This is a genomic window from Limimonas halophila (genome assembly GCF_900100655.1).
GTDB lineage: Bacteria > Pseudomonadota > Alphaproteobacteria > Kiloniellales > Rhodovibrionaceae > Limimonas > Limimonas halophila.
In genome coordinates, this window is record NZ_FNCE01000002.1 from 243,680 (window position 1) to 268,139 (window position 24,460).

The 24,460-nt window shown below is 68.7% G+C and carries 23 protein-coding genes; 15 read left to right on the forward strand and 8 right to left on the reverse strand.

The features are described 5' to 3' along the window. Positions 1–12 precede the first annotated feature (12 nt). From BLQ43_RS04125 to BLQ43_RS04140, 4 genes are all read left to right on the forward strand, one after another. On the forward strand, positions 13–1,695 hold the full coding sequence (locus BLQ43_RS04125; protein WP_090018859.1) for a hypothetical protein: 1,683 nt from the start codon (positions 13–15) through the stop codon (positions 1,693–1,695). After that, complete coding sequence (locus BLQ43_RS04130; RefSeq protein WP_090018860.1) at positions 1,692–2,336, forward strand: hypothetical protein; 645 nt, start codon at positions 1,692–1,694, stop codon at positions 2,334–2,336. The genes BLQ43_RS04125 and BLQ43_RS04130 overlap by 4 nt, the downstream gene beginning before the upstream one ends. Beyond that, positions 2,329–2,886, forward strand: coding sequence for a hypothetical protein (locus BLQ43_RS04135; protein WP_143006152.1), 558 nt, complete (start codon positions 2,329–2,331; stop codon positions 2,884–2,886). The genes BLQ43_RS04130 and BLQ43_RS04135 overlap by 8 nt, the downstream gene beginning before the upstream one ends. Before the next feature lie 142 nt (positions 2,887–3,028). Further along, a complete protein-coding gene (locus BLQ43_RS04140) occupies positions 3,029–3,766 on the forward strand; it encodes an ABC transporter ATP-binding protein (RefSeq protein ID WP_176758508.1) in 738 nt (245 codons plus the stop codon). Between the two features lie 444 nt (positions 3,767–4,210). On the opposite strand, the gene BLQ43_RS04145 is transcribed toward BLQ43_RS04140, so the two are convergent. Genes BLQ43_RS04145 through BLQ43_RS14280 form a run of 3 tightly spaced genes read right to left on the reverse strand, consistent with a single transcriptional unit; the run spans position 4,211 to position 6,875 of the window. Continuing rightward, a complete protein-coding gene (locus tag BLQ43_RS04145; RefSeq protein ID WP_176758509.1) occupies positions 4,211–5,626 on the reverse strand; it encodes a prepilin-type N-terminal cleavage/methylation domain-containing protein in 1,416 nt (471 codons plus the stop codon). Positions 5,627–5,661: 35 nt separating this feature from the next. Further along, positions 5,662–6,432, reverse strand: coding sequence for a prepilin peptidase (locus BLQ43_RS14275; RefSeq protein ID WP_143006153.1), 771 nt, complete (start codon positions 6,430–6,432; stop codon positions 5,662–5,664). Next, positions 6,429–6,875 (reverse strand): hypothetical protein, encoded by a 447-nt coding sequence (locus BLQ43_RS14280; protein ID WP_143006154.1) that lies wholly within the window; start codon positions 6,873–6,875, stop codon positions 6,429–6,431. The genes BLQ43_RS14275 and BLQ43_RS14280 overlap by 4 nt, the downstream gene beginning before the upstream one ends. 126 nt (positions 6,876–7,001) lie before the next feature. Here BLQ43_RS14280 and BLQ43_RS04155 point away from each other — a divergent pair, with 126 nt between their 5' ends. The 3 genes from BLQ43_RS04155 to BLQ43_RS04165 all read left to right on the forward strand — a co-directional run bounded on the left by BLQ43_RS04155 (position 7,002) and on the right by BLQ43_RS04165 (position 9,472). Next, positions 7,002–7,715 carry a hypothetical protein gene (locus BLQ43_RS04155; RefSeq protein WP_143006155.1) on the forward strand — a complete coding sequence of 238 codons (714 nt, stop codon included), beginning with the start codon at positions 7,002–7,004 and terminating at the stop codon, positions 7,713–7,715. Positions 7,716–7,879: 164 nt separating this feature from the next. Then, positions 7,880–8,605 carry a type II secretion system protein gene (locus tag BLQ43_RS04160; RefSeq protein WP_176758510.1) on the forward strand — a complete coding sequence of 242 codons (726 nt, stop codon included), beginning with the start codon at positions 7,880–7,882 and terminating at the stop codon, positions 8,603–8,605. A gap of 102 nt (positions 8,606–8,707) precedes the next feature. Continuing rightward, the gene (locus tag BLQ43_RS04165; protein ID WP_176758511.1) at positions 8,708–9,472 is read left to right on the forward strand and encodes a type II secretion system protein; all 765 of its coding nucleotides are present in this window, start codon (positions 8,708–8,710) and stop codon (positions 9,470–9,472) included. Between the two features lie 24 nt (positions 9,473–9,496). On the opposite strand, the gene BLQ43_RS04170 is transcribed toward BLQ43_RS04165, so the two are convergent. From BLQ43_RS04170 to BLQ43_RS04185, 4 genes are read right to left on the reverse strand one after another with little or no spacing between them, the layout of a single operon-like run. Next, entirely contained in the window at positions 9,497–10,594 is a 1,098-nt protein-coding gene (locus BLQ43_RS04170; protein ID WP_090018868.1) for a helix-turn-helix domain-containing protein, read from the reverse strand. A 9-nt stretch (positions 10,595–10,603) separates the two neighbouring features. Next, on the reverse strand, positions 10,604–11,299 hold the full coding sequence (locus tag BLQ43_RS04175; RefSeq protein WP_143006156.1) for a hypothetical protein: 696 nt from the start codon (positions 11,297–11,299) through the stop codon (positions 10,604–10,606). Beyond that, positions 11,296–12,048: a hypothetical protein gene (locus tag BLQ43_RS04180; protein WP_090018870.1), complete on the reverse strand. Its 753-nt coding sequence runs from the start codon at positions 12,046–12,048 to the stop codon at positions 11,296–11,298. The genes BLQ43_RS04175 and BLQ43_RS04180 overlap by 4 nt, the downstream gene beginning before the upstream one ends. After that, the gene (locus BLQ43_RS04185; protein WP_176758512.1) at positions 12,045–13,715 is read right to left on the reverse strand and encodes a secretin GspD/PilQ domain-containing protein; all 1,671 of its coding nucleotides are present in this window, start codon (positions 13,713–13,715) and stop codon (positions 12,045–12,047) included. Before BLQ43_RS04185 ends, BLQ43_RS04180 begins: the two co-directional genes overlap by 4 nt. Before the next feature lie 244 nt (positions 13,716–13,959). On the opposite strand from BLQ43_RS04185, the gene BLQ43_RS04190 reads away from it, so the two are divergent. The 5 genes from BLQ43_RS04190 (at position 13,960) to pgmG (ending at position 20,035) form a co-directional block, all read left to right on the forward strand. Further along, positions 13,960–15,585, forward strand: coding sequence for a tetratricopeptide repeat protein (locus tag BLQ43_RS04190; RefSeq protein WP_090018872.1), 1,626 nt, complete (start codon positions 13,960–13,962; stop codon positions 15,583–15,585). Positions 15,586–15,588: 3 nt separating this feature from the next. Then, the gene (locus BLQ43_RS04195; RefSeq protein ID WP_090018873.1) at positions 15,589–16,443 is read left to right on the forward strand and encodes an ExeA family protein; all 855 of its coding nucleotides are present in this window, start codon (positions 15,589–15,591) and stop codon (positions 16,441–16,443) included. A 23-nt stretch (positions 16,444–16,466) separates the two neighbouring features. After that, entirely contained in the window at positions 16,467–17,609 is a 1,143-nt protein-coding gene (locus BLQ43_RS04200) for a type IV pilus twitching motility protein PilT (RefSeq protein WP_090018874.1), read from the forward strand. Between the two features lie 132 nt (positions 17,610–17,741). Continuing rightward, entirely contained in the window at positions 17,742–18,629 is an 888-nt protein-coding gene (locus BLQ43_RS04205) for a UTP--glucose-1-phosphate uridylyltransferase (protein WP_090018875.1), read from the forward strand. Continuing rightward, positions 18,626–20,035 (forward strand): phosphoglucomutase/phosphomannomutase PgmG, encoded by a 1,410-nt coding sequence (gene pgmG, locus BLQ43_RS04210; RefSeq protein WP_218119113.1) that lies wholly within the window; start codon positions 18,626–18,628, stop codon positions 20,033–20,035. The genes BLQ43_RS04205 and pgmG overlap by 4 nt, the downstream gene beginning before the upstream one ends. Positions 20,036–20,038: 3 nt before the next feature. Here the strand turns inward: pgmG and BLQ43_RS04215 are convergent, their stop codons facing one another. Continuing rightward, the gene (locus BLQ43_RS04215) at positions 20,039–22,558 is read right to left on the reverse strand and encodes an ATP-binding protein (RefSeq protein ID WP_090018876.1); all 2,520 of its coding nucleotides are present in this window, start codon (positions 22,556–22,558) and stop codon (positions 20,039–20,041) included. A 300-nt stretch (positions 22,559–22,858) separates the two neighbouring features. On the opposite strand from BLQ43_RS04215, the gene cutA reads away from it, so the two are divergent. The 3 genes from cutA to rpsI all read left to right on the forward strand — a co-directional run bounded on the left by cutA (position 22,859) and on the right by rpsI (position 24,402). After that, entirely contained in the window at positions 22,859–23,182 is a 324-nt protein-coding gene (gene cutA, locus BLQ43_RS04220) for a divalent-cation tolerance protein CutA (protein WP_090018877.1), read from the forward strand. Positions 23,183–23,441: 259 nt separating this feature from the next. Continuing rightward, entirely contained in the window at positions 23,442–23,906 is a 465-nt protein-coding gene (gene rplM, locus BLQ43_RS04225; protein ID WP_090018878.1) for a 50S ribosomal protein L13, read from the forward strand. 4 nt (positions 23,907–23,910) lie between these two features. Next, a complete protein-coding gene (rpsI, locus tag BLQ43_RS04230; protein ID WP_090018879.1) occupies positions 23,911–24,402 on the forward strand; it encodes a 30S ribosomal protein S9 in 492 nt (163 codons plus the stop codon). Positions 24,403–24,460 lie beyond the last annotated feature (58 nt).

Sequence of the window (24,460 nt, forward strand, 5' to 3'; positions counted from 1 at the left end):
CGGAGGACCTCAATGGCCGCCGTGCCCAGCCTCGTTCAGCTTCGCCGGTGGATCGGCAGCTTCGCGCGCGGCAGCGCCGGCCGGCGCGTCGTCGGCATTGTGGGCAACGACGGTGCGGTCTTCGTGCGCTTCGCGCGCGGGCGTCTCGCCAACCGCATCTACGTGCCGGCGGCGGACGCCCAAGGGGTTCAGGAGCTGCACGCCTTTCTCCACGAAGACCCGAAGGCACCGGTTTCCATCCTGCTTGACGTGCTGGAGCAGCACTACCGCGAAGCACAGCTCCCGCGCCTGAACCCGCTGGACCGCCGCAAAATCCTGGCGCGCAAGCTCCGCCAGACCTTCGAGGCGGGGACGATCACCAGCCACGTCCGGCTAGCGCGCCCCGCGCTCAGTAACGAAGGCGGCGGCCGCGGCCAGGAAACGCACATGCTCGTCGGGCTGCCCGACACCGAGGAGCTGCGCACCTGGACCGACGCGGTGGCCGGCGCCCGCAACCCCGTGGCCGGGCTGTCGCTCCTGCCCATGGAGGCGCACCGGCTGGTGCGCGCGGTCATGACCACCTCGGCCGCCCAGGCCGTGTGGGAGGTTCTGGTCCTGCGCCACCGCGCGAGCGGCTACCGCCAGCTCGTTTTCTACAACGGCGAGCTGGTGTTCACGCGCCTCACGCCGAACCAGGAGGCGGACGCCGACGTCGCCGACGAGGTCGACACCATCGAGGGCGAGTTCCGCTCGACGATGAGCTACCTGCGCCGGCTTTCTTTCACCGATGCGGATCGGCTGGAACTCGTCGTCGTCGTGCCGGAAGAGGTCGGCGAGCAGCTCAACGCCCGGCGCATGCGCATCCGCGAGGTGCGCACGCTCAGCCCTGCCCAGTTCGCCGATGCGCTGGGCCTCGACGGACGGCAGTACGCCGAGGACGCCTTCACCGACTCCCTGGTCGCGGACTGGTTCGCCCGCCAGCGTTGGCCGGAGCTGCACTTGGAGCCGCCGCCGCTGCGCCGCGCGCGGCTGATCAGCATGGCGCCGAAGCCGATCGCTGCGGCGACGGCAGCGGCGCTGATTGCCGGCCTGGTCTACGACGGGATGCTAGTGCTGGACCTGCGGCACCGCACCGGGGCGCTGGCCGACGCCCGTGCCGAGAACCAGCGGCGAACCGCCACGCTCCAGGACCTGGACCGCAAACTGGCGGAACGGGACGTGCGGTTGCCGCGCTTCATCGCGACCGTGCGCGGCCGCGCGGCGCTCGCCCGAACGACGCCAATGTATGCCGACCAGCTCAGGGGGCTGGCGCAGGCCTTGCCGACGGGCATGATCGTGACCGACCTGCAGTTCCAGGTCGCCGCCGAGGCCAATGAGCCGCTGGTGGAGCGCGCAGCCGCCACGGTCGGCCGGAACCCTACACGCCCACCGCGCGGCGAGCTTGCCGTGAACGAAGCAGGGCAGGGCGCGCTCACGGCCACCGTCCGACTGCGCCAGCCGCCTGCGGACCGCCGCGCCATCATGCGCCGCTACCGCGAGCTGACGCGCCGCCTGACGCAGCGGCTGCCGGGCTACGCGGTGGCCCTGCGCGAACCGCCCTTCGAAACGGACGAGTCCGGGCAGCTCGCGGGCAGCGCGGGCCTGACCAGCACCAACGGCGCCGGCGCCCCCACGGACGTCACCGGCACCTACGTGGTAACGGGGCCGGACCAATGACGCGCACGGAAGCCACGCGCCTGATCCGCCGGCTGGCGGTTCCGGTCGGCAGCCTCGTTCTGGTGCTGGCCGCGGTGACGCTTGCGACAAGCGAGCTGACGGCACGCCTGGAGCGGCTGGATCGCCGCATCGCCCAGGTCGAACGCGACACCGCCGACAAGGTGGGCAAGATCCGCCGCAAGCGCGCCGGCCTCGACTTCGTGCGCGCCCACCGCGACAGCCACCGGGCGGCGCGCGAAGCCGGCTTCCTGGCGCCGCAGGACCGGCTCGCCGCCGGGGACCTGCTGGAACAGCTGGCGGTCGAGACCGACCTCAACAGCGTGGACTACACCTTCGCCGCGGCGCGGCGGGCGCCACTGGGCCGCGGTGACGACGGCCCGGCGCTGGCGGCGACACCGCTCGACATCCAGGTGCAGGCGAGCTTCGACCAGGACATCTTCGCCTTTCTGGACAAGCTGCGGGACCAGCTTCCCGGCTACGTCGTGCTGCGGCAGGGGAGCATGCAGCGCGTGCTTGCGCGCGATCTGGCCGACGCGCCCGCCGATCTTGCCGCGAACGGGCGGCCCAACGTCGTGAGCGCCACGCTTTCCCTGGCCTGGGTGCGGCTGGCCTTCCCGCAGGAGGACGGCGCGGATGGCTAGGCTGCGGACAGGGGCCATCCTCGCGGCAGCGGCCCTGGCGGCGGTACCCGCGACGGCGGCAGCCCAGGACCGCGACGCGCTAAATCAGCGCTTCGGCACGCCGCGCGTGCTCTTGACGGCGGCGGAGGCGGAGCGGCTGCGCGCCATTTTGGTTGAACAGACAGCCGAGACCGAAGGCGGGGATGCCGCTGATCAAGCGCCGCAAAAACCCGCGCTCGCGCTGGAAAACACGACGCCGACCAGCAACGGCGCGAGCGAGCCGGCCGACCCCGCGCCGCCGCCAGGGCCGGTGCAGCTCGACGCCCTGGTCTACCTGGGGCCGGGCACCTGGACGTTCTGGCTGGACGGCAAGCGCTTCACGCCGGGGCGGGCGCCGCGCGGCTTCACCGTCGAGCGTGTGACGAACCGCTCGGTAACGCTGCGCTGGCGGCCCGGCGGGCAGCGCAGCTATCGCTTCACGCTGCGCCCACGCCAGACCTTCATCCCCGCGCGCGGGAAGGTCGTGGACGGCGCGGCGCGGACCGGCACCTCGGGGGCTGCCGATGGGTGAGACGCGTGCTTAAGGAACGAAACCCACGGCGAATGGGGATCGTATCAGCGGAATCGCGTCAGGGTCCTTTCTCCTTCAGGAGAAAGACAGAATGAGGCCGTGCGCACCGACACCTCGAGCGACGCCGACGGGAGAGCCGCCGATGGGTGAAACACAGGCCCTGGCCGTGGACAGCCTCGCCACGGGCTACAAGCGGCACAGCGTGCTCTCGGACGTCAGTTTCGGCGTCGGCGAGGGCGAGATCTTCGGGCTCGTGGGGCTGAACGGCGCGGGCAAGACCACGCTCATCAAGACGATCCTGGACCTCGTGCCGGCGGCGCGCGGGCGCATCGCGCTGTTCGGGGAGGCGCACACGCGGCCGGCCAGCCGGCGGCACCTGGCGTTCCTGCCCGAACAGGTGCTGCCGTCGCCCACGCTCAAGGGGCGCGAGTGGGTGCGCCTCATCCTCGGCCATCACGGCGTGCGCTGGCGCCGCGCCGACGCGGACCGCATGGCGGAAGCCCTGGCGCTCGACCCCGCGGCGCTGGACCGGCGCGTGGCGACCTATTCCAAGGGGATGGGGCAGAAGCTGGGGCTGATCGCGACCTTCCTCAGCGAGCGGCCGCTGCTGATCCTGGACGAGCCGACGCGCGGGCTCGATCCCCTGGCGCGCCGCCGGCTCAAGGAGTTGGTGCTGGCGCGGCGGGTGGCCGGGACCACCATCGTTTTGAGTTCCCATATCCTCGCGGACGTGGACGCGCTGTGCGACCGCATCGGGATCGTGGACAGCGGCGGGCTGGCGTTCACAGGCGCGCCCGCGAGCCTGCGCGCCGAGCACGGCGGCGATCTGGAACAGGCCTTCCTCAGCGCCATCGGCGGCGGCGCGCCCGAGCGGGGATAAGCAGCATGGCCGCGAGGGGAAGTGCGAGCCTCGTCACTTATAATGCCAGCGAGCCAATCAAGGCATCAGCTCCGAGAGCATAGCCCCATCCCCCTCTGGGTTTCGGGCTATCGCCCCAAACCCGTCTACCCCTTCCCTTGGCAGGGCTACGGGATTCACACATCTTTATTGTGTGTCAGGTAGCCACTGCTCGTCGTCACCCGGCTTGACCGGGTGACCCCACCCTCCTCGACCTCCCCGATGGCGCCGGGAAAAACCGAACCGGGTGAGACCACCCGCTTGACCACCGGATCGGGGCCCGGTGGCGATGAGCGGGTGGTGACGGTTTGGGTTGAGCCGCCACACTTCCGAGTGACAATCCGTGAACCCCGTAGCCCTGGCAGGGGCGGGGGAGCTGACAGAGGGGGTTGGGGTCGATGACTTCATCACCTCGGCGGTATAAAGCTACCGCCCGGCGAGCGGCGTCCAGCCCGCGCGGCGCGCCAGTTCGTGGACGCTCATCGCGCGCACGATGTCGTCGTAGTGCTCGCCGCTCTCGCTTTCGTTGCGGGCGCGGTCGATGAAGGTGCGATCGTCGATGTCTTCGGAATCGGCCGACCCGTTCGCGAGCCGTTCCGCCGTGTCGCGGTTGGTTTCCTCGCCGTCGCCGAACGCGACCCCACCATCGACGATCTGCGAACCATTGCGCGTGAAGGCGCCCACGCCGTTCGGGCCGTGGCTGATGAGCACGAAGGCGGCGCCACCGCCTTGGACGGGATCGAGACTGTACGGCCCGGTATCCGCCTCGTCTGTGCTCACGCGCAGGCCCACCGCCTCGTCGGGGTTTTGATTGCTATCCGTCAAATCGGCGTCTGCCGTGAGCCATTTTTGCAGGAACGGCAAATAGTCCGTTTGCAGTGTTGGTGAACCAAGGCCGCTTTTCGTTAAGCTGGTATCTTTCTTGCCAGGGTCGCTATCTTCAGCCGCTACCGCCAAGCTGAGGTTCAAGCCATTCTGCCGTGTCATGCCCGCATCGCCGTCGAACACGACATAGGTGATCTGCCGGTTCCAGCCGTCCAGTGCTGCGCTCTTTTGTATGCCGAGCTGGCGATAGGGAACACCGGCATACGCGCTGCCCCGCGTGCACGCAGCAGCGGCGTCGTTCCAATTCGGGTCCGTGCCCGACGGGTCGCTACCATTTGCAATTGTCATACTGGTGCCTGTAGAGCCACCCCCACCGGGTCCGTCGCAGGTCACCGCGCCGTCGCCGCTGTCGCAACTGGAGGAGCTAAGCGACCAGTTTCCCGTTGGATTTAGCGTAAGGGTGGTCCCATTTTCGTCAACGTCGTCGATTTTGGAGAAGGCGGAACCGCCCGCACTTTCAATCGCATCTCCGATTTCACTCGCGATGCTCGATGCGTCACCGGTGCCATCAACTTGAAAAGTCTTCGTTCCAGTTTTCGGTTTGTTGTCCCCCGGATTGGAAAGCGTGATGCTCATCTCCACAGAAACGGGGTCGCTGTTGTCCAGTGTTTCGCTGATGTCAATCGTGTTATCGCTTGTCTTACCTTCGGCAAGCTGGATTCGACCCGGATCACCACCACCAAAACCAGCCGAGACGATCCCGTCGTCAACCGACGCAACCGTCATCGCCGAGGCATCGCGCGGGCAGGGCAGGCGGCCGTGGCGGGAGGCGTAGCGCACCAGCGCCTGTTCCACGGCCTTCAGGCGCTGGCGCGTCACGTCCAGGCGCTGCTCGGCCGAAAACGCGGTGACGAGTTGCATCGTCCCGCCGGCCAGCAGGCCGATGATGGCGAGCGCGATCGCCAGCTCCAGCAGGCTGAAGCCGCGCCGCGCGACATGGTCGGGGCGACGGGTCATGCTCTCCAATCTACGCGCGACCATCCAAGAAAACGTTAAAATCCGTGCATCGCGGGCCAGGGCAAAAGCCCGGAACCCAAGGCCAAGAGAATACCGTAAAGCCCCACGGCGAGGCCGGGGCCGAAGGGAAACTGCGCCCCGCGCCCGGCCGCTCGCCACGCCAGCCCGAGCGCGATCCCGGCCACGCCAGCGGCCACAAGGAAATGCGCCAACGCGCCGACCGGCAGCCACACGCCCGCCACGGCCATCAGCTTCACGTCGCCCAGCCCCAGCGCCTCCACGCCGCGCCACTTCGTGAAAACCCACCGCAGCGCCAGCGCCATCAGCCCCAGGCCGGCGGCGGCGAGGACGGCCGGCAGAAACGCGCCGTCGGTCACGCCGCGCCACGCCAGCCCCGTTCCGGCGGCGAGCGCCACCATCTCGTCCGGCACGATCAGCCAGTCCAGATCCACCGCCACGATCACCGCCAGCGCCGTCGCCAGCACCGCGAGGCAGAGCGTCGCCGCGTGCGGCCCGAAGGCGAGCCACGCCGCCAGCACGGCCGCGCCGGTCAGCACCTCGATCGCCAGATCGCGCACGGGAATGGCCGCGCCGCAGTGCCGGCAGCGCCCGCGCGCCAGCAGCCAGGAGACGATGGGGATCAGCTCGCGCGCCCGCAGCGTCCGCCCGCAGGCCGGGCACGCCGACCGGCCGGTCAGCCACGGCTCGTCGCGCGGCAGACGGTGCGCCACCAGCCCGGCGAAGCTGCCCAGGCACGCCCCGGCCGCGAAGACCACCAGCGCCTGGACGACAGCGGCCACGCTCACGGCGATTCGGACCCGCCGCCCTGGCCGGCGGCTTCGCGCAGGCTGTCCAGCGCGTTCTGGAGCGACTGCCCCGACTCCATCAGGCTGCGGAGCTGATCCGCGCGTTGCGCCGCCTTTTCCGCGACCGCCTCGGCCGGGTCGTTGGCCTGATTGCCGGTCTGGCCGGTTTGCGCCGACTCGGGCGACTCGACGGTGGGCGAGTCCGGTTCGTTCGGCGCCGACACCGAGGCGGCTTGCGCGCTTCCGTTTCCACCCCCAGCCGAGCCGTTGCCGCCGGTCTTCAGCGTTTCGCTGCCCGCGTCCCAGGACGCGCCGCAGGTCTGCTGCTCGGCGGGCCGCCAGCACTGCCGCGTCACGTCCCAGACGCGCTCGCCGCTCTGCGCCAGGGCCGGGGAGGTGCTGACGGCCACGGCGGCGGCGAGGATCGCGCGTTTCCAGATCATGGGGCGGCCTCCCGTTCGGCGCGCGTGTCGGCTCGACATCGCGCCCGTGCAGCTTACGCGTGTCGAGCGTGACCCACAAAAAAGGTACAATGGTCGGATAGCCCCGAATTGGGAGTGGATCGCCCCGTGACGACCCGCCGGGACCAACAAAGCGGTGTGGCGCTGGTGGCGCTGGCGACGGTGATCGCGCTGTTCGGCAGCCTGAAGCTCGCCACCGAGGCCGTGCAGCGCCGCACCGCGGCCGACACCAGCGACCGCGCGGTGACCGCGGAGAGATTGGCGGCGGCGGAACGCGCCCTGGTGCGCTATGCCACCCGGAAGGGGAAGCTGCCGTGTCCGGCGGATGGGACGGTCGGTCTGCGTTCGGAAGACGGCTCTACGGAGCAGACCGCTGCCACTTCGGATAATTGCACCATCGATCCGGAAAACGCGGTTCTGCCATGGGCCGAGCTCGGCCTCCAACCCACCAAGGCACTGGATGGGTGGGATCGGCGCATTAGCTACTTTCCGAACCTGCCGGATCGCGATGCCGAAATCGCGAGCGTGACCGGTGCGGATGATGCGGTCGCGTTTGTATTGGTGAGCCACGGCGCCAACGGTTTGGGCGCCCACACGATTAACGGGACGCACGTTCCGGGGGTTGGCGGAAGTTCGCAGGATGAGCAAGACAACGTGGACGGCGACGGCGGCACGCCGGCCACGTTCCACGCCAGTTCCTACAAGGCGGGACCGAGCGTGGATCGCGAGGATGAGTTCGACGATCAGGTGCGCTTTCTCCGCCGCGGCGCGTTGAACGATCGCTGCGGTAAATGCCTCGATGACGATGGCGGCGGCTCGTAGGCTGTACGCCCGCCGTATGCACACGTACACCCCTTAACCTGGACCAGATTTTTTGTGCGTTCCGCGAATTGAGGAGCGCGCACGCCCGCGAGGAACCACATTCGGGCTAGTGGTACATGCGCGGCAGGGTAACGGCCCGGCCGCGACGCGACAGGAGGGAGCGTATGACTGTCCGCAAACGCACCAGCCAGGGCGGCTTCACGCTGGTGGAGCTGGCCGTGGTTCTTCTCATCATCGGTCTGATCGTCGGCGGCATCCTGCGCGGGCAGGAGCTGATCACGAGCGCCCAGTTGAACTCGGTCCAGACCGAAACTAACCAAATTCGCACGGCAACCAATACCTTCCGCGACCGCTTCCAGGCGCTGCCAGGAGACTTCTCGGACGCGGGCCTGATCGATCAGAGCGGCCTCAACAACGCTCTCGACGATGGCAACGAAAATGGCCGGATCGATGGCAGCCGCGTGGGGACAGCGGGTGACGAAGGCAATCAGTTCTGGGCCCATCTCGGCGCGTCAGGCCTGTTGGATGGTGTCGACGCGGACGATATCGCCGGGAACGGCTTGTCTGGCGCCAATGCCTTCGAAGCCGCTGTCGGCGGGTTCTACAGCATCGGTCAGGGTGCCCCAGGTGCGTTCGCGGGCAACATCTCCAACCGCGATCCCTGGTTCGTGCTGGCGACTGGCGGGGCCAACGATGCCGGCAACGTGACATCCCACGATGTCGGCGTCTTGGACCCCGAAGGCGCCGCGCAGCTCGACCGCAAGATGGACGACGGCAACGCGGATGCCGGCAACGTGCGGGGCGGCGCGTCTGGCGGCAGCTGCGTCGGCGGCAACGGCGACTATGACGTAGATAGCAATGGGGACTGTGGCCTCGCGATGCGTCTGTAAGGTCACCTTCCAAATGCTCGGAGCCACATCATCTAGCCGCCGAAGCGGTCGTTGATGGGGCTCCGAGCCCACAATACGTACGAGCGGCGGTGTATTGGTTCGATGCCAACGATCAGCCTTTTCAACAGACAACGCGGGCTCGACCGTCAGCGCGGCTTTACGCTGGTGGAGTTGGCGGTCGTTCTCCTGATCATCGGGCTGATCGTCGGCGGCGTTTTGCGCGGCGAGGAATTGATCACCAGCGCCCAGCTGAACAGCATCCAAACCGACGCCAATCGGGTGCGCACGGCCACATTCACATTTCAGGAAAAGTTCCGCGCCTTGCCGGGCGATTTCGAAGAGGTTGGCATCCTCGACACCACCCCGCTCGACAACCCGCCGACCGGTGGAAACGGCGACGGCCGGATACGTTGCGCCGACGGTGCAGCGGGCGATTGCCGCCTCGGCTCTGCTAATGACGAGGCCGTACAGTTCTGGGTTCATCTGGGCACGCAGGGAATTCTGGAAACCCAGGCGAACGCTCTCAACGAAAATGGTATTACCGCCGATACAGCGTTTCGTACCTCGTTCGATGGTGTTTTTACGATCAAACACGGCATCGACACGCAAAATTTCCTCGATACCGAGCGGCCCAACGACCTCTTGATGATGGTCGGCACGGCCAACGATCTGAGCAGTCAGGCCAACGACAAGCCCATCCTGTCCTCTCGCGATGCAGCGAGCCTGGACGCAAAGGTCGACGATGGCCGCGCCACATCGGGCGACATGCTCGGCGGATCGAGCAGCTCGGATGGAGGATGCCGGGATGACGAAACCCAGAGCGGATACGCCAGCGACGGCCGGTGCGCTCTGGCGTTCTTGTTTTGAGGTTCCCGGCGACCAGCAACCCCTTTATACAGTGACGCTAGCCGCCTGTGCCGCTGTTTGCCGATACGCCCGCGGCGTCATCCCGGTGCCCTCCTTAAAAGCCCGATTGAAGGTGGCGAGGCTGTTGAAGCCGACGCGGAAGGCGATCTCGGTGATCTGCAGGTCGCTGCCGGTCAGCAGCGTTTGTGCCTCGGCGATGCGGTAGCCGTTGACGAACTGCGTGAAGCTCTGCCCAAGGCCCACGTTGAGGATGCGCGTCACCTGGTGCTCCGGCACGCCCAGGTTCTCGGCCAGATCGCGGCGGCTCAGGCCGGGCGCGCGATACAGCGCCTCCTCGGCCATGCGCGTCCGGGCCTCACGCAGCAATTCTTCTTCGCAGCTCGACAGCGGTTCCGCCTGCGGTTCTGGCGTGGCGCCGGCGCCATTCCCGGCCGGCTCATCGGCTTCCGGCGCCTCCTCCACGGTCGAGACGGGCAGGCGGAACAGCGCCGAGCCGACGAGGTAGAGCATCGTCACCTGCACCAGCGCCGCCGCGAGATTGGCGCGGCCCTGCGGCACCAGCTCGCTCAGGGCCAGCAGGCCGACTCCGAGCGCCACCGCCTGCACGCCGAGGATGGCCACCGCGAGCGCATAGCGCGGGCGCTCAGCCCGTCTCGCAGCCAACGCACGAAGCTGCCGGCGAGCCGTGATCAGCACCAGCGCCAGCACGCCCGCGCCCGTGATCACGGCGTAAAGGTGCAGCGCCGGCTGAACCGGCACAGCCAGGTTCGCGAACGCGAACGCAGTGACCCCGTTTCCCCGCAGCACGACACCGGGCAGGGCCACCACGGGCACGACCAGGACCGCCAGATGGCGCCGCTGCGGCGGCGCTTGCGTGACCACTTGCAGCACGAGCAGATAGGTCGCCGCCGGCAGCGCCAGCCACAACGCCGCCGCCAGCGCGCCCGCCGGCCCCGAGCCGAGAACGGGCACCAGCAGGGCCCCCAGCAGGCATGCGGCGTACACCGCCGGCACGACGGCACGCGCGCGCGGTCGCAGCGCTAGCACGGCGTATGCGCCCAGCAGCACCGCGTGGATGGCCCCCGCCAGCCGCACACCCGTCGCGATTGCGTCCCACGCCATGCCGTTCGCTCACCGCCGGAGGGGGCTCGTGTCCGCCTGGAGTTCGCGCTTCAGGTAGTAGCGCAGCCAGCGCCGCTCGGCCCGCGGCATCCCCTCCGCCTGGACGAGCTTGCGCACGAGCGCGCGGGCAGCCTCCGTCCGGCCCATGTCCGCCAGCACCAGGACGCGCAGGTTGCGCGCCCACGCCGGAATGCCCCCGGCCTCGAAGGCGGCCAGCTCCCGCGCCAGGTCCAGCGCCAGCTCGGAGTCCTCCAGCCGAAACCGGGCCAGATAGATGGCGTGCGTCATCCAGCGCCACTCGCGCCCCGGCGCGCGGCGCACGTGGTCGGCGAGATAGGCGACGATGTGGCGCACGTCGGGCGGCGTCTGCGTGCCGGAATAGAGCAGGGCGGCGCTCATGGGGACGACATCCGAGCGCGCGTCCAGCCGGTCGAGGGTGCGGAACCATTCCTCCAGGCGGCCGTAATCCATCGCCTTGTAGGGCACGACGCGCCCGCCGAGATTGCCCAGATGCTGCAGCTGAAGGCTGCGCGCGCGAAAGGCGAACTGGCCGTCCCCCAGCGCCTGTGCCCGCAGCGCCAACGGCGAGGGTGGCGCCGGAACGACGTCACCCCGGGGCTCGCGCTCATCGAGGTGCGCGCCGAGCAGCGCCGAGGCGCCGAGTCCCAGCACCACCACGGCAAGCGCGGCCGCCCGCACCGTCAAAGCGACTGTCCCTGCGCGTCGAATACCACGGCCGCGACCAACGCCGCCGTATAGACGGCGGCCTGTGCGGCGGCGATCCCAATGGTGTAAGGCGATTCCAGGCCGTGAACCAGCCACCGGCTCTGCGCCAACAGATCCAGCCGGGGCAGCAGCAGGCCCAGCACGTCGACCAACTGCCCCATCCAGCCGTCCGTCGGGGCGAACTTCGAGTTCGCAATGGCCAGCAGCACGCCCATCATGCGCGCCACGACGTACAGACCGAGCGCAACGAGCACGCCCGCGATCACGCCGCGCAGCCCGAGCGCCACGAACAACGCCAGCGCCGCCATCACGATGCCCTCGAGCGCCAGCGTGGCCGTCCAGACAGCCAGACCCGCGGGCTGGGCCGGCGGCCACCCCGCGACACCCGCGATCGCCCCGGCGGCCAGGGCGAAGCCAACCGCCAGCGTGGCGAATCCGGCCCACGCCTGGACCACGAAGCGCCCGCGCGAAACCGGCGTGGCCAGCAGCAGATGGAGTTCGCCGGACTCCGAGAGCCGCCGGACCTGCAGCGCCACGAACAGCACCAGCCCGCCGATCACCAGAAGCCGCGCACCAAAGGCGGCGAACACGCTCGCGGCGGCGCCCTCTTCGGCGATGGAGGTGCCGCCCGCGAACGCCGCCACGAGCCAGATCGCCACCAGCCCCATGGCCATCGCCGCCACCAGGCGATCCCGAAGCGCGCTCAGCAGGAGGTAGGGCAGGGTCATTGCCGCGAACCGCTCCCCGAGCCCGGCATGGGGATGCGCCGGGGATCGCGCGTGTAGTCCTGATAAATCCGGCTGTCGGCGGCGTCCGGACGCGCGTTCCGCACGATCTGCGCGTTCAGCAGGATGACGAGTTCCACCATGTCGGTGTTTTCGTTTCGCTGCTTGAACGCGCGCCCGATCCAGGGGATCTGCGACAGGCCCGGAACGCCGGAATCCTCGTTCGAGGTGCGTTCCTGCATGAGCCCACCCATGATCGCCGTCTGGCCGGATCTCATGTCGAGAACGCTGTCGATCTCGCGCGTCTCCACGACCGGGATCTGGGAGGTGATGTCAGTCCCGGTGCCGGTCAGGCGTTCGGAGATGATGGCGACCGCGGGATCCTCGACGAAGCGGTCCACGCGCGAAACCGTCGGCCGCAGCGTCAGCGTCACGCGGTTCTCCCGCAGATCGATGGCCGGGCGAACGTTCATGACGAGGCCGACGGGCACCGTGCGGATTTCGCTGTCCACCTCCAGAGTGGTTTGGTTGGTTTCCTCGTCTTCTTCCTCCTCGGCGTCCAGCTCGAAGAAGACCTCGTTCTCGGCGACCTTGAGGATGGCGCTCTGGTTGTTGAGCACCGTCACACGCGGGCTGGAGAGCGTGCGTGTCGTGCCGAATTGGCCCAGCAGGTTGAGAACCGCGTTGAAGTTGTCACCGTTGAAGGTGAGCGTCGACAGGCCCGACGTGGCGGTGCCGGCGGCCGAGGTGGCGAGGTTGCTGAAGTTCACGCTCGCCGTGAGCTGGTCCGCCACGGCGTTCCAGTTGATCCCGCTCTGAAAGGTCCGGTTCAGGTCCACTTCGATGATCTTCGCCTGAATCAGCACCTGGGCGGAAATGGCGCGGCGGACGCGGCGCAGATAGCTCTGCACCGCCTCGTGCTGCTTGGACGTGCCGAAGACGCTCAGCGTTCCGCTTTGCGGCGTGATGACGACGGGGCTGCCCTCGCCCTGTTGCTGCTGACGCAGCCCGCGCGGGGCCGTGTTCGCCAGCACGGTGCGCAGCCCGGTTTCCAGTTGCGCATAGACGTTCGACGATGCCTCGCCGGATATCGTCGTGCTGGACGAGGTGTCCCCACCCTGGGCCCCGCCTTCGCCAACGGCGCCGGTGGACAGCTGCGTCGAGATCGACACCTGGCTCTGGGTTTCGCGCGTCTGCGTGATGTAGGAAATGTTGTAGGTTTTCATGTACGGCGTATCAACGCGCACACGAACCACGTTGTCCTTCACGCTGTAGCGCAGGCCCGCCTGCCGACTGATGCGCTCGACCACCTTCAGGAAGGGGGTGTCGTTGGCCGAAAAGATGATCCCGCCCGTGATCCGCGGGTCGATCTGAATGTCCACGCCGGCCTGCTGTGCCAGCTGGAACAGCACGTCCTTGATGGGAACCTTTTCGGTTACGGACACGCTGACGCGCGGGTTGGGAAACAGCTCCGGCGTGTCCGCCTCTGGCTCGGCCGGGGAAAGCTCGGGCACCGCCGGGGCGCTGCGTTGCCGGCCGCGCTCGTCCGGGACCGGCGGGGGATTTTCGAGAAGCTGCTTGAACTGCTCGCGACTCTTGTCCACGCCTTTGTCGTGCTCGTCATCCGGAATCTGATTGCAGCCGGCGAGCGCGAGGCCCGCAGCGCACATCAGCGCGACCGCCGCTCGACGGGAGGCGCGCGGATCGCGGCGTCGGCGCGCGGAATCGCTGAGCATCGTTCACGTCCTGTCGTGGTTCGGCCGCCACCAGGGGTAGGCTTCTTCGCGGCCGGATCGGGGTTGCATGCCTGTGGTTAGGCGGAAGTTAATCCCTTCGAATTTGGTATATACGGGTGACCCAGGGTAAGACCATTCCTCGCTTCGGTTGTGGGACAGCGATCGGTGAAGCGCAACGATGAGCGTGATCCACGCAGCGCTGCGGAAATCGCGGCACAAGAAGGCTGCGCCCGGCGCAAGCGAAGTCGCCGCGTCCCACAGCCGGGGCAACGGCGAGGATGAGGCCGGTCCGGCCGTCGGCCCCGATATCAGCCAAGATCAGGTTCAGAGCTATCTGCGTGCGGCGGCGGACCACCGGGGCCACCGGCGGCTCGGCCCTTTCAAACTACTCGGCCTGACCCTTCTTGGCTCCGCTGCGGGGACCGGCCTGGCTTTGACCCAGACGAATGCGCCGCTGCCGCAACCGCGCGACGTGCGCGCTTGGCTGGCGCCCGTCGCCGAGGTGGTTCGTGACCAGACCGGCGTGGTCCTGGCGATTGCGCCCCGGCCGGACCCCCCGGCCATCGATTTCAGGGCTTTGGATCGCCCGGAACCGCGCCCGTTGCCGGACCACGTCCGCCGGGTCCTGGCGCGCCCCGGCGACAGCGAGGCATCCAAGTCCGCCGGCGTTGCCGGCGCCGTTCGGTCGGCCCTTGCGGATCAGGGGCAGGCAGGGGCCGAAGTTGCCGACGCCAGGGTGGTGCAGTCACCGGCGATCGCTCTGAACGTCGCTGGCAAAACGACGGTGACGCCCGCCCAACCCTCGGCGCGGCTGGTCGAGACCATCGAGGCCATGGCCAGCGACGGGCCGCCGGACGGCGGCACCCCGAGCAGCGGGACCGGGGAGGCGGCGGACACCACGGCGACGCGTGGTGACGACCGGAACGCCGACGCCATTCAGGTCACGGTCACGGACGGCGAGGCGAGCGGCCGCAACGCCGGCGACCGCGACACCGACGGCCCCGGCACCAGCAGCGATGCCAGGGAACCCACGCGGCTGGTCCCCGACGGGACGATGACGCTGCCCGGCAAGCAGGACGGCAGCAGCGACCGGAACACCTCGCCGGATCGCAGTGCAGGAGAAAGCCTGTCCGCGGACCGCGCCAAGGACACGGTGCCCGACGAAGCGGGCGCGGGCGAACCGAGATCAGGTGAACCGACAGTCAGCACGACGCGCCGCATCGACGCGCCGACGATCACCGCCACCCACCGCCAAGCAGCGCGCGCCCTGCGAACCGGCGCGCCCGGGGAAGCCGCCCGGCTGTTCCGCCGCGTACTGGGTGAGTCGCCGAACAGGCCGGACGCGCTGCTCGGGCTGGCGCTCGCCCAGCAGCGCATGGGCGATACGGCCGAGGCCCGGACGACCTACCGCAAGCTACTGAAGGTGGAGCCCGGCAATCAGCGTGCCCTGCGCAACCTGATCAACCTTGCGGGCCTGGGACCGCCGGAGCAGGCCCTGAAGCGGCTGGAGCGGGTTCGGGAAGCGCATCCGAATGTTGCGCGCGTCCACGCCCGCATCGCCCGCACACACCTCCGCGCGGGCAAAGCAGCCGCTGCGGCGCAGGCGATGCAGCGGGCCGTGGCGCTGGCGCCGTCCAGCGTGCGCTACCGCTACGACCTGGCGGTGCTGCACGATCGAGCCGGCAACCGCCAGCGCGCCGCCAACGCCTATCGCCGGGTTCTTCAAGCCGGCGCGAGCGCCCTGCAGGATGCCGGCGTCGCGGCGAGCGCGGTGCGACGGCGTCTGCGGTACTTGAGCAGGTGATCCATGCCCTATCTGGACCACTTCGGCTTCACGGGCTGGCCGTTCACGCTGACCCCGAACCGGGGGCTGTTCTTCCCCGACCAGCACCAGCACGTCCTGGAGTCCGCCCGGTTCGCGGTCCAGCGGGGCGAGCCGATCGTGAAGGTGTCCGGGGAGGTCGGCACCGGGAAAACCCTGCTCTGCCGCCTGTTGATGACCAGCTTCAGCGAGGAGGGTGAATGCGTGGCCTTCCTGGCGCTGCCGCAGGCCGGCTACCACGCCACGATGCGCGGCGTCGCGCGCGAATTCGGGCTGAACCCGGCCACCGACGACGATATCTTTCCGCTGCTGTCCAACCACCTGATGCAGGAGCACGCGGCGGGACGCCGGCCCATCCTCGTCGTGGATGAGGCGCAGGCACTGGGGCGCAAGGGGCTGGAGACGATCCGTCTGCTCTCGAACCTGGAAACCGACGAGGCCAAGCTGTTGCAAGTGGTCCTCTTCGGCCAGCCGGAACTCGACCGCCTCGTGGACGAGTACGGCATGCGCCAGATCCGCCAGCGCATCACCTTCAGCTTCACCACGAAGCCGTTCGATACCCGGGCCGGGGTTCGCTACATCCGCTACCGCGTGCAACAGCGCAGCCGTGTCGCCCCCAACGATGTCTTCACGCGCGGCGCGATGAAAGTGCTTGTTAAAGCGGCGGGTGGTATCCCGCGTGCCATCAATCTGGTTGCGGACCGCGCGCTCCTGGCTGCCTACGCGGCGGACAGCCCGCGGGTTACCCGCCGCCACGCCCGCCGGGCGGTACGCGACGCCGGGCTCGTGCCCGACGGCCCGGCCGGCTGGTTGCGACTGGGGCGCGGGCGCGCCGCCTGAACGGGCACGGTGGAGGAAAGGCGATGAGCACCGGCAACAACGTCCTGGACCTCCTGCTGGAACGGGCGCGGACCAGCGGCGTCAGCGACATCCACATCGCCGCCGGCCACCGGCCCCTGATGCGCCTCGAGGGCCGCCTGGAGCCGATGGACCATCCGGCGCTCGACGAGTCGGCGGTGCGCGGTGTGCGCGAAAGCCTGCTCGCCGCGGGAAGCGGCAACGTGCTGGGCGAGGACACCGACATGGACTTCGCCCGAACGCTCAACGACGGCGAGCGCTACCGCATCAACGCATATCAAACCCTCAACGGCTCGGCGCTGGCGATCCGGCGCCTGCCCACGGCGCCGCCACCCCTGGAGGACCTGCCGGCGCCGGCCGTGGTGCGCGACCTGGGCGAGCGGGAAAGCGGGCTGATCCTGGTGACGGGGCCGACCGGTTCGGGCAAGTCGACGACGCTCGCGGCGCTCATCGATCGCATCAACACCTCCCGCCGCCAGCACATCATCACCATCGAAGACCCCATCGAATACGTGCACCCGCATAAGGAAAGCCTCATCAATCAGCGCGAGGTCGGCCGACACACGGCCTCCTTCCATACGGCGCTGCGCGGGGCTTTGCGCGAGGACCCCGACGTCGTGCTGGTTGGGGAGATGCGCGATCTTGAAACGATCTCGCTGGCGCTGACGGCGGCCGAAACAGGGCAGCTGGTGCTGGCGTCGATGCACACGCCCACGGCGCCGCAGGCAATCGACCGTATCCTCGACGTCTTCCCAGGTCAGGAGAAGGAGCTGATCCGCTCCATGCTCTCCACGGCGCTGACGGCCGTGGTGACCCAGCGCCTCCTGCCCGCGCAGGGAGGCGGCCGCGCGGCCGCGATGGAGGTGATGCTGGGGACCTCGGCCGTGCGCAACCAGATCCGCGAGGGCAAGATCCCGCAGCTGCATCAGAGCATGGAGCTGGGCCAGCAAGCTGGCATGCGCACGATGAGTCAGGCGATTCAGGCGCTTGCCGACACAAATTATATCGATGGCCAAACGGCCTCCGACTGGAGTGCGGCCTTTGACGGCACGCGGGGGCAAGACGGGCAGGCAACCAAGCCCCAGTCCGATGCGGCGAACGCCGAACCCGCGAGCCGCCGGCGGGGCAGCGTGTCGCGCAGCTTCTGATCCGCTGGCCGCCGGCCTGTCCTTACCCATTCGACCGCCGAGCGGTCCAATGGAGTACCTTCCAGGCGGCGTTGTGAACCGCGCTCTCGCTGTGGCAAGACCGGATCGAAGAAGCCATCAGGGAGAGCGCGCATGGCTCGGGTACGCACCGCCGTCATCCCCGTCGCGGGGTTGGGAACCCGCATGCTTCCGGCCGCCAAAGCGATTCCGAAGGAAATGCTGCCGGTCGTGGACCGGCCGCTGATCGAGCACACCGTGGCCGAAGCGCGTGCCGCCGGCATGGAGCGCATCGTCCTCGTGACGGGGCAGGGCGGGTCCGCCGTGGTTGACCACTTCGATCGCGCGCCGGAACTCGAAGACGCGCTCTCAAAGGCGGGCAAAACGGAGACCCTTGAGCAAACGAACCGGCACGCCGATCGCGGCGGCGAAATCATCAGCGTCCGCCAGGCGAGAAAGCTGGGGCTCGGCCACGCCGTGTGGTGCGCGCATCGCGTTGTCGGCGACGAGCCCTTCGCGGTGATGCTCCCCGACGACCTCATCCTGGGCGAGCCGCCGTGCCTCAGTGAGCTTGTCGCCGTCCACGACCGGCTGGGCGGCAACGTGGTCAGCGTTGAGGAGGTGGCTGCCGAGGCCACAAGCCGGTACGGGATCCTCGACGTCACCGCCGACGACGGCACGGTGGCAGCCTCCCAGGGCGTCGTGGAAAAGCCGGCCCCCGAGGTCGCGCCGTCCCGGCTGGGGGTGGTCGGGCGCTACGTGCTCGATCCGGGTGTCATGCGCGCGCTGGCCGACCAGCCGGCCGGCGCGGGCGGTGAAATCCAGTTGACCGATGCCATCGCGCGCACCTTGCCACAAACACCACTCCACGGCGTGCGTTTCAGCGGACACCGCTACGACTGCGGCAGCAAGGCCGGCTTCGTCCAGGCGTTCCTGGCCGTGGCACTTGAACATCCCGACACGGCCGCCGCGGCCCGCGCCGAAATGGCCCGCCACGCGCTCAAGCAAACGGTGTCGGCATGAACGACGTGAACGAGATGGGCACCGCCCACCGGCTGGACCCGAGCATCCTGCGTGCCTATGACGTGCGCGGAATCGTGGGCGAGACGCTGACCACGGGGGATGCTCGCGCGCTCGGCCGCGCCTTCGCCACCACGATCCGCCGCGAGGGCGGCGCGCGCGTGGCGCTGGGTTACGACGGTCGCCTGTCGTCGCCGGACCTCGCGGCGGCGGTCGCGGACGGGCTGTGCGCCGGCGGCGTCGACGTGCTCGACATTGGGCGCGGCCCGACGCCGATGCTCTACTTCGCCGTACACGAGACCGAGGCGGACGGCGGCATCCAGGTCACCGGGTCCCACAACCCGCCCGAGCACAACGGCTTCAAGCTCATGCGCGGGCTGGAAACCCTGCACGGCGACGCCATCCAGGAACTCGGCCGCATCGCGGCGGAAGGCGCGTACACCGACGGTAGCGGCCAGCGGCACGCAATGCCGGTTCACGATCGCTACGTGGCGCGCGTGCTTGCCGATGCGCCCGGACGGGGCGGGCTCCGCGTCGCGTGGGATCCCGGCAATGGCGCCACAGGGGCTGTCCTCGCCGAGGTGCTCGCGGGCTTGCCGGGGGAGCACCATGTCATCAACGGGGAAGTAGACGGCCGCTTTCCGGCGCATCACCCGGACCCGACCGTCCCCGAGAACCTGGAGCAGCTGCGCGCCACGGTGCAGGAGCGCGGGTGCGATCTCGGCTTCGCCTTCGACGGCGACGGAGACCGGCTCGGCGTGGTCGACCGGCAGGGCCGCGTGCTCTGGGGCGACGAGATCATGCTGCTGATCGCCCGCGATATCCTGGCCGACCGGCCGGGCGCCCCCATTATCGCGGACGTAAAAGCCAGTCGGGTGCTGTTCGACGGAATCGCGGAAGCCGGCGGTGAGCCCGTGATGGGCCGGACCGGCCATTCGCTGGTGAAGGCGGAGATGCGCCGTCGGTCCGCACCGTTCGCGGGCGAGATGAGCGCGCATCTCTTCTTCGCCGACCGCTGGTACGGCTTCGACGACGGCCTCTATGCAGCTGTGCGCGTGCTGGACATCCTCGCCCGAACGGACCAGGACCTTGCCGCCTTCAAGGACAGCCTTCCGGCCGTGGCCAACACCCCGGAAATCCGCATCCCCTGCGACGGGTCGCGGAAGTGGGCGGCCATCGCCGAGGCGGAACAGCGCCTGGCGGAAGCCGGCGCGCAGGTCACAGCCATCGACGGGGTGCGCGTGGACACGGCCGATGGCTGGTGGTTGCTGCGCGCATCCAACACGCAGGACGTTCTCGTGGCGCGCTGCGAGGGCTGGGATGCTGATGCGCTGGAGCGGCTCAAAGCTGCGGTGAGCGATCAGCTGACACGCAGCGGTGTCGCCGTGCCAGCGGAGCTCGCGGCCTGACGGTCAGGCGGCCGGATCGTCCTGCTGGTCGGCAAGCGCGGGCAGCTTGGCTCCGTGCGCCTCGGTGCAGCCGGCTTCCGTGGGGAAGAGGTCGGGCGGGAATCGCACGTCCACCGTCGTGCCCACGTCCGGCCGGCTGTCGATCTCGAGGTTGGCGCCCAGCGCCGTGGCCAGGCGGTGCGAAAGGGACAAGCCGAGCCCCGTGCTTTCGGAATCCTCGCGGCGCACGCGGCTGTCCTGCTGGACGAAGGGCTCGAACAGCCGACCTTTCAATTCCTCCGGAATGCCCGGTCCCGTGTCGCTGATGCGGATGTAGGCGCCGCCGCGGTCCGTGTGGACATCCAGCGACACGCTGCCGCGATCCGTGTACTTCACGGCGTTGGCGAGGAGATTGAGCACGATCTGCCGGATCGCCCGGGCATCGGCACAGATCGACACCGCCTCTTCGGTATCTACTTTCAGTTGCAACCCCTTTTCGCGCGCACGCATCTCCAGCATGGTGGCCGCTTCCTGGGCCACGGTGCTGAGATCGACCTCCTCGATGGTGGGCTCGTAATTGCCGGACTCGATGCGCGACAGGTCGATCAGGTCCTGGAGCAGATCTCGCAGGTGAACGCCGCTGCGCCGGATATCTTCCGCGTACTCGGCATAGCGCTCGTTGCCCAGCGGCCCGAGCACCCCCATCGACATCATCTCGGCGTAGCCGATCACGGCGTTCAACGGTGTGCGAAGCTCGTGACTGATGGTGGCGAGAAACTGGGACTTGGCCCGGCTGGCTTCTTCGGCGCGGTCCTTGGCGTCCAGCCCCTCCCGGAACGTTGCGAGTGCATCCGCCATCTCGCCGATCTCGTCGTCGCCGCCCACGTCGATCACGGCGTTGCGCCGCCCCCAGGCGATCGAGCGCGTGGCGCGCGCCAACCGCTTCAGGCGCGCACACAGGTTTCGGTTCACGTAGAAGTAGCCGACGGCGGCGACCGTCAACAGACTGGCCGCCGCAACGAGCGCCAGCGCGACGCGACCCTGGTAGAACGCGGAACTGACGGAGCGGACATCCTCGCGCACGTCCGCCCGGTTGGCGGCGACGACCGCATCGACGCGCTCGGAGAGCGTTCCCGTCACCTCGCGTGCCTGGTCCAGTGCCCGGTTCGCCTTCGCCGCCGCATCGAGCTGCTCGCGCCGGAGATCGAAGAGGTTCCGGCCGCCCGTCCCCATGCCGATCAGCGCGTCGACGCGTTGCTTGATGGCCGCTTGCGACGCCCCGTCCTCCAACGCGCCCATGTTTTCCCGCAAGGTCGCAACCGCGCTCGAAAAACGCATGTTGAGCGTTTTGAGCGCGCCGACCGAGTCCACGTTGGCGGCCGTGGCCAACAGACCGGCCGCGCGATTGCCCGCGGAATGGATGCGCAGCACGGCACCGAGCCGCGCCATCTCCTGATCGACGAGCTTGGAGATGCGGTCGGCGTTGCCCGTGGCCAGGCGTTGCGCCTTGGTCTTGAAGGTGTTTTCGGCCGCGTCGGCCAGGGTGTTCACGTTGTTCAACAACGTGGAATGCATGCGCCGCGCGGTGTTCAGCTTCTGTTTGAGCTTGTCGTCGGCGCCCTCGGCCCCGTCCAGCGCCTGTTTCTTCAGCGCGACGACGTTGTTGTCACCCACCGACGCGCCCACGAGCATGTCCGCGGCCACGCGGATCATGCGGGTGTCGCCGCCGCGCGGCACGACGTCGAGTTGCTCGCGCATCTGCTTGGCGGCGACAGCCAGATCCCGCTTGACGGGGTTGAGCGCGGCCGGAAACTCGGCGCCCTGGACGAGCCCGAGCAGCGCCATCACACGGTTGGCGTCGGCGATCAGGACCAGGAGATCCCGCAATTCGCCGAGATTTTCCTGAACGAGGGCCTGCAGCGCCTCGGAGCTCTTGCGGCTGGCGCGCCCAGACCCCTCCAGCAGGGCCGACTTGGCTTGCTTCGCGCGCGGTTCCAGCGCCGTGAGCAGCTCTCGATGCCGCGTGCGGATGGTGTCGACGGCCTCGTCGACCTCGTCGCGGGCCTCAAGACGGTGCTCAACGGCCGTGTTCAGTGTTGCGACCGTGGAACTCAGCCGCTCCACTTGGCTGCGAACCGCGGCCGTGGCTTCCGCGTCCGCGTGCAGATGCGAAAGCTGGCTCTTGATTTCGTCCGTCCGGGTGTTGAGCCGCTCCAGCGCCTTGCGCCGCTCGGTCTGGCTATCCGCGCCGGCCAGAACCGGGGCAGCGGCCGACAGCGCTGCGCTGTGCCGCGCTACCTGCGAGGCGGCCTGCATACGCGGGATGTGAGTCTGGGCAACCGTGTCCACGGAATCGCCAACGCGCGTGTACGACCACCAACCGATCCCGCCCGCCAGAACCGTGAGGCCGGCAACGAGGCCAAACGCCAGCAGCAGTCGGGCCTGGACGCCCATCATGCCGCGCCGGTCCGGCCCGGTTGCGCGCGCGCCCGGATTCGCGGACGGCGAGGGGTCCTCCGCCTGGTCGCCCCGATCCGCTTCCATGTTGGTTCCGTTACGCTGATCGACACGGCTTCCGGCTTATGTCTTGTCTGTAAAGATTCTACAAAGAATCGGTCACATGCTGCTGCATGTTCGTTCGCAGTGAAAAAGTCCTTGGTCGCGGCAGGATACGGCAATCACCACGAACGAACAATACTTGCTGCGTGTCTTTGCTTCGAAACTTCGCGCATGTGGTGCATCGCGGTCGACGATGCGCCGCGCTTCGGGCAGGCACGCAAGGCAAGCCGTCCGCACATGAGGCGCCCTTAAGCCGCCGGAGACACCAACACGACGGAGGAACCGATGAGCTACAGTCTTGTCTACGTCACGGCCGGTGACGCCGAGGAAGCCAAGCGTCTCGGCCGCGGCCTCGTGGAAGCCCATCTCGCCGCCTGCGCCAACGTCTTCCCGAGCATGGTCCCGATCTTCTGGTGGGACGGCGAGGTTCAGGAGGACGCCGAGGCGGTCCTGATCGCCAAGACGCGCGACGACCTCGTCGACCAGGTCATCGCGTTCGTAAAAGACCGGCACACCTACGACTGCCCCGCGGTCCTGGCGATCCCGGTGCGCGCGGGCAACGCCCAGTTCCTGGACTGGATCGACAGCGAAACCAGGACGGAAGGGTGAACATCTCCCGTGGCACGATCAAGCGGTAAAATAATACCCCACTGTTAAGGCGCTCATCTTACGGCGTTTTTTCGGGCCGGTAGCTGTTGACACGGTCCGCGGGATGCCATAGATAGGCGCCTACTTCGCGGGCGGCGGTCGCTTGGGCCGCCGCTGTGTCCGAGGGCAGGCGTCGTCAGCTTCACGGCGGCAGGCGCTGTCCAGCGGCCACGTACGCGATCCCAAAACGATCCCATCAGTCAGGACCGGACGGCTGCAGATGAAGACCTATTCCGCCAAACCGGCCGATGTCGAGAAGACGTGGTACGTTGTCGACGCCGAGGACGTTGTCCTTGGGCGGCTGGCGGCGAAGGTGGCGAGTGTCCTTCGCGGCAAGCACAAGCCGACCTTCACCCCGCACATCGACTGCGGCGACAACGTCATCGTCGTCAACGCCGACAAGGTCAAGCTGACCGGAAAGAAGCGCACCAACAAGATCTACTATTGGCACACCGGCCATCCCGGCGGGATCAAGGACCGGTCGGCCGATGAGATCCTGAGCGGCCGCTACCCCGAGCGCGTGGTCAAGAAGGCCATCCAGCGCATGATCCCCAAGGGGCCGCTGGGCGAGACGCAGATGCGCAATCTGCGCGTCTACGCGGGGCCGGAGCACCCCCACCACGCGCAGCAGCCGGAGCCCCTCGACGTCGGGGCGATGAACCGCAAGAACCGCCGGAGCGCGTAACCCCATGGCGCAGGACGAGCAGACCCTTTCCGATCTCTCCGAGCTCGGCGGCGCCGCCGAAGCCCAGGAGCCCGAGGCCGGCGCGCTGCCCGAGCCGCAAATCGACGACTTCGGCCGGTCTTACGCCACGGGCAAGCGCAAGCAGGCCGTGGCCCGCGTCTGGATCAAGCCCGGCTCCGGGCAGATGCAGGTGAACGGCAAGACGCTGGAGAACTACTTCGTCCGCCCGGTGCTGCGGATGATGATCGGCCAGCCGTTTCGTGCCGCGGGCCGCGACAACGAGTTCGACGTCTACTGCACCGTGACGGGCGGCGGCCTGTCCGGGCAGGCCGGCGCCATCCGGCACGGCGTGGCGAAGGCGCTGTCGCGCTACGAGCCGAGCCTGCGGCCGGTGCTCAAGCAGGGTGGTTATCTCACGCGCGATGCCCGCCGCGTGGAGCGCAAGAAGTACGGCCGCACCAAGGCGCGCCGCAGCTTCCAGTTCTCCAAGCGCTGATAGCCGGGCAAGACGAAGCTGGACTCTCCAGGGGGCTCGCTCGGCCGGGGCGAGCCCC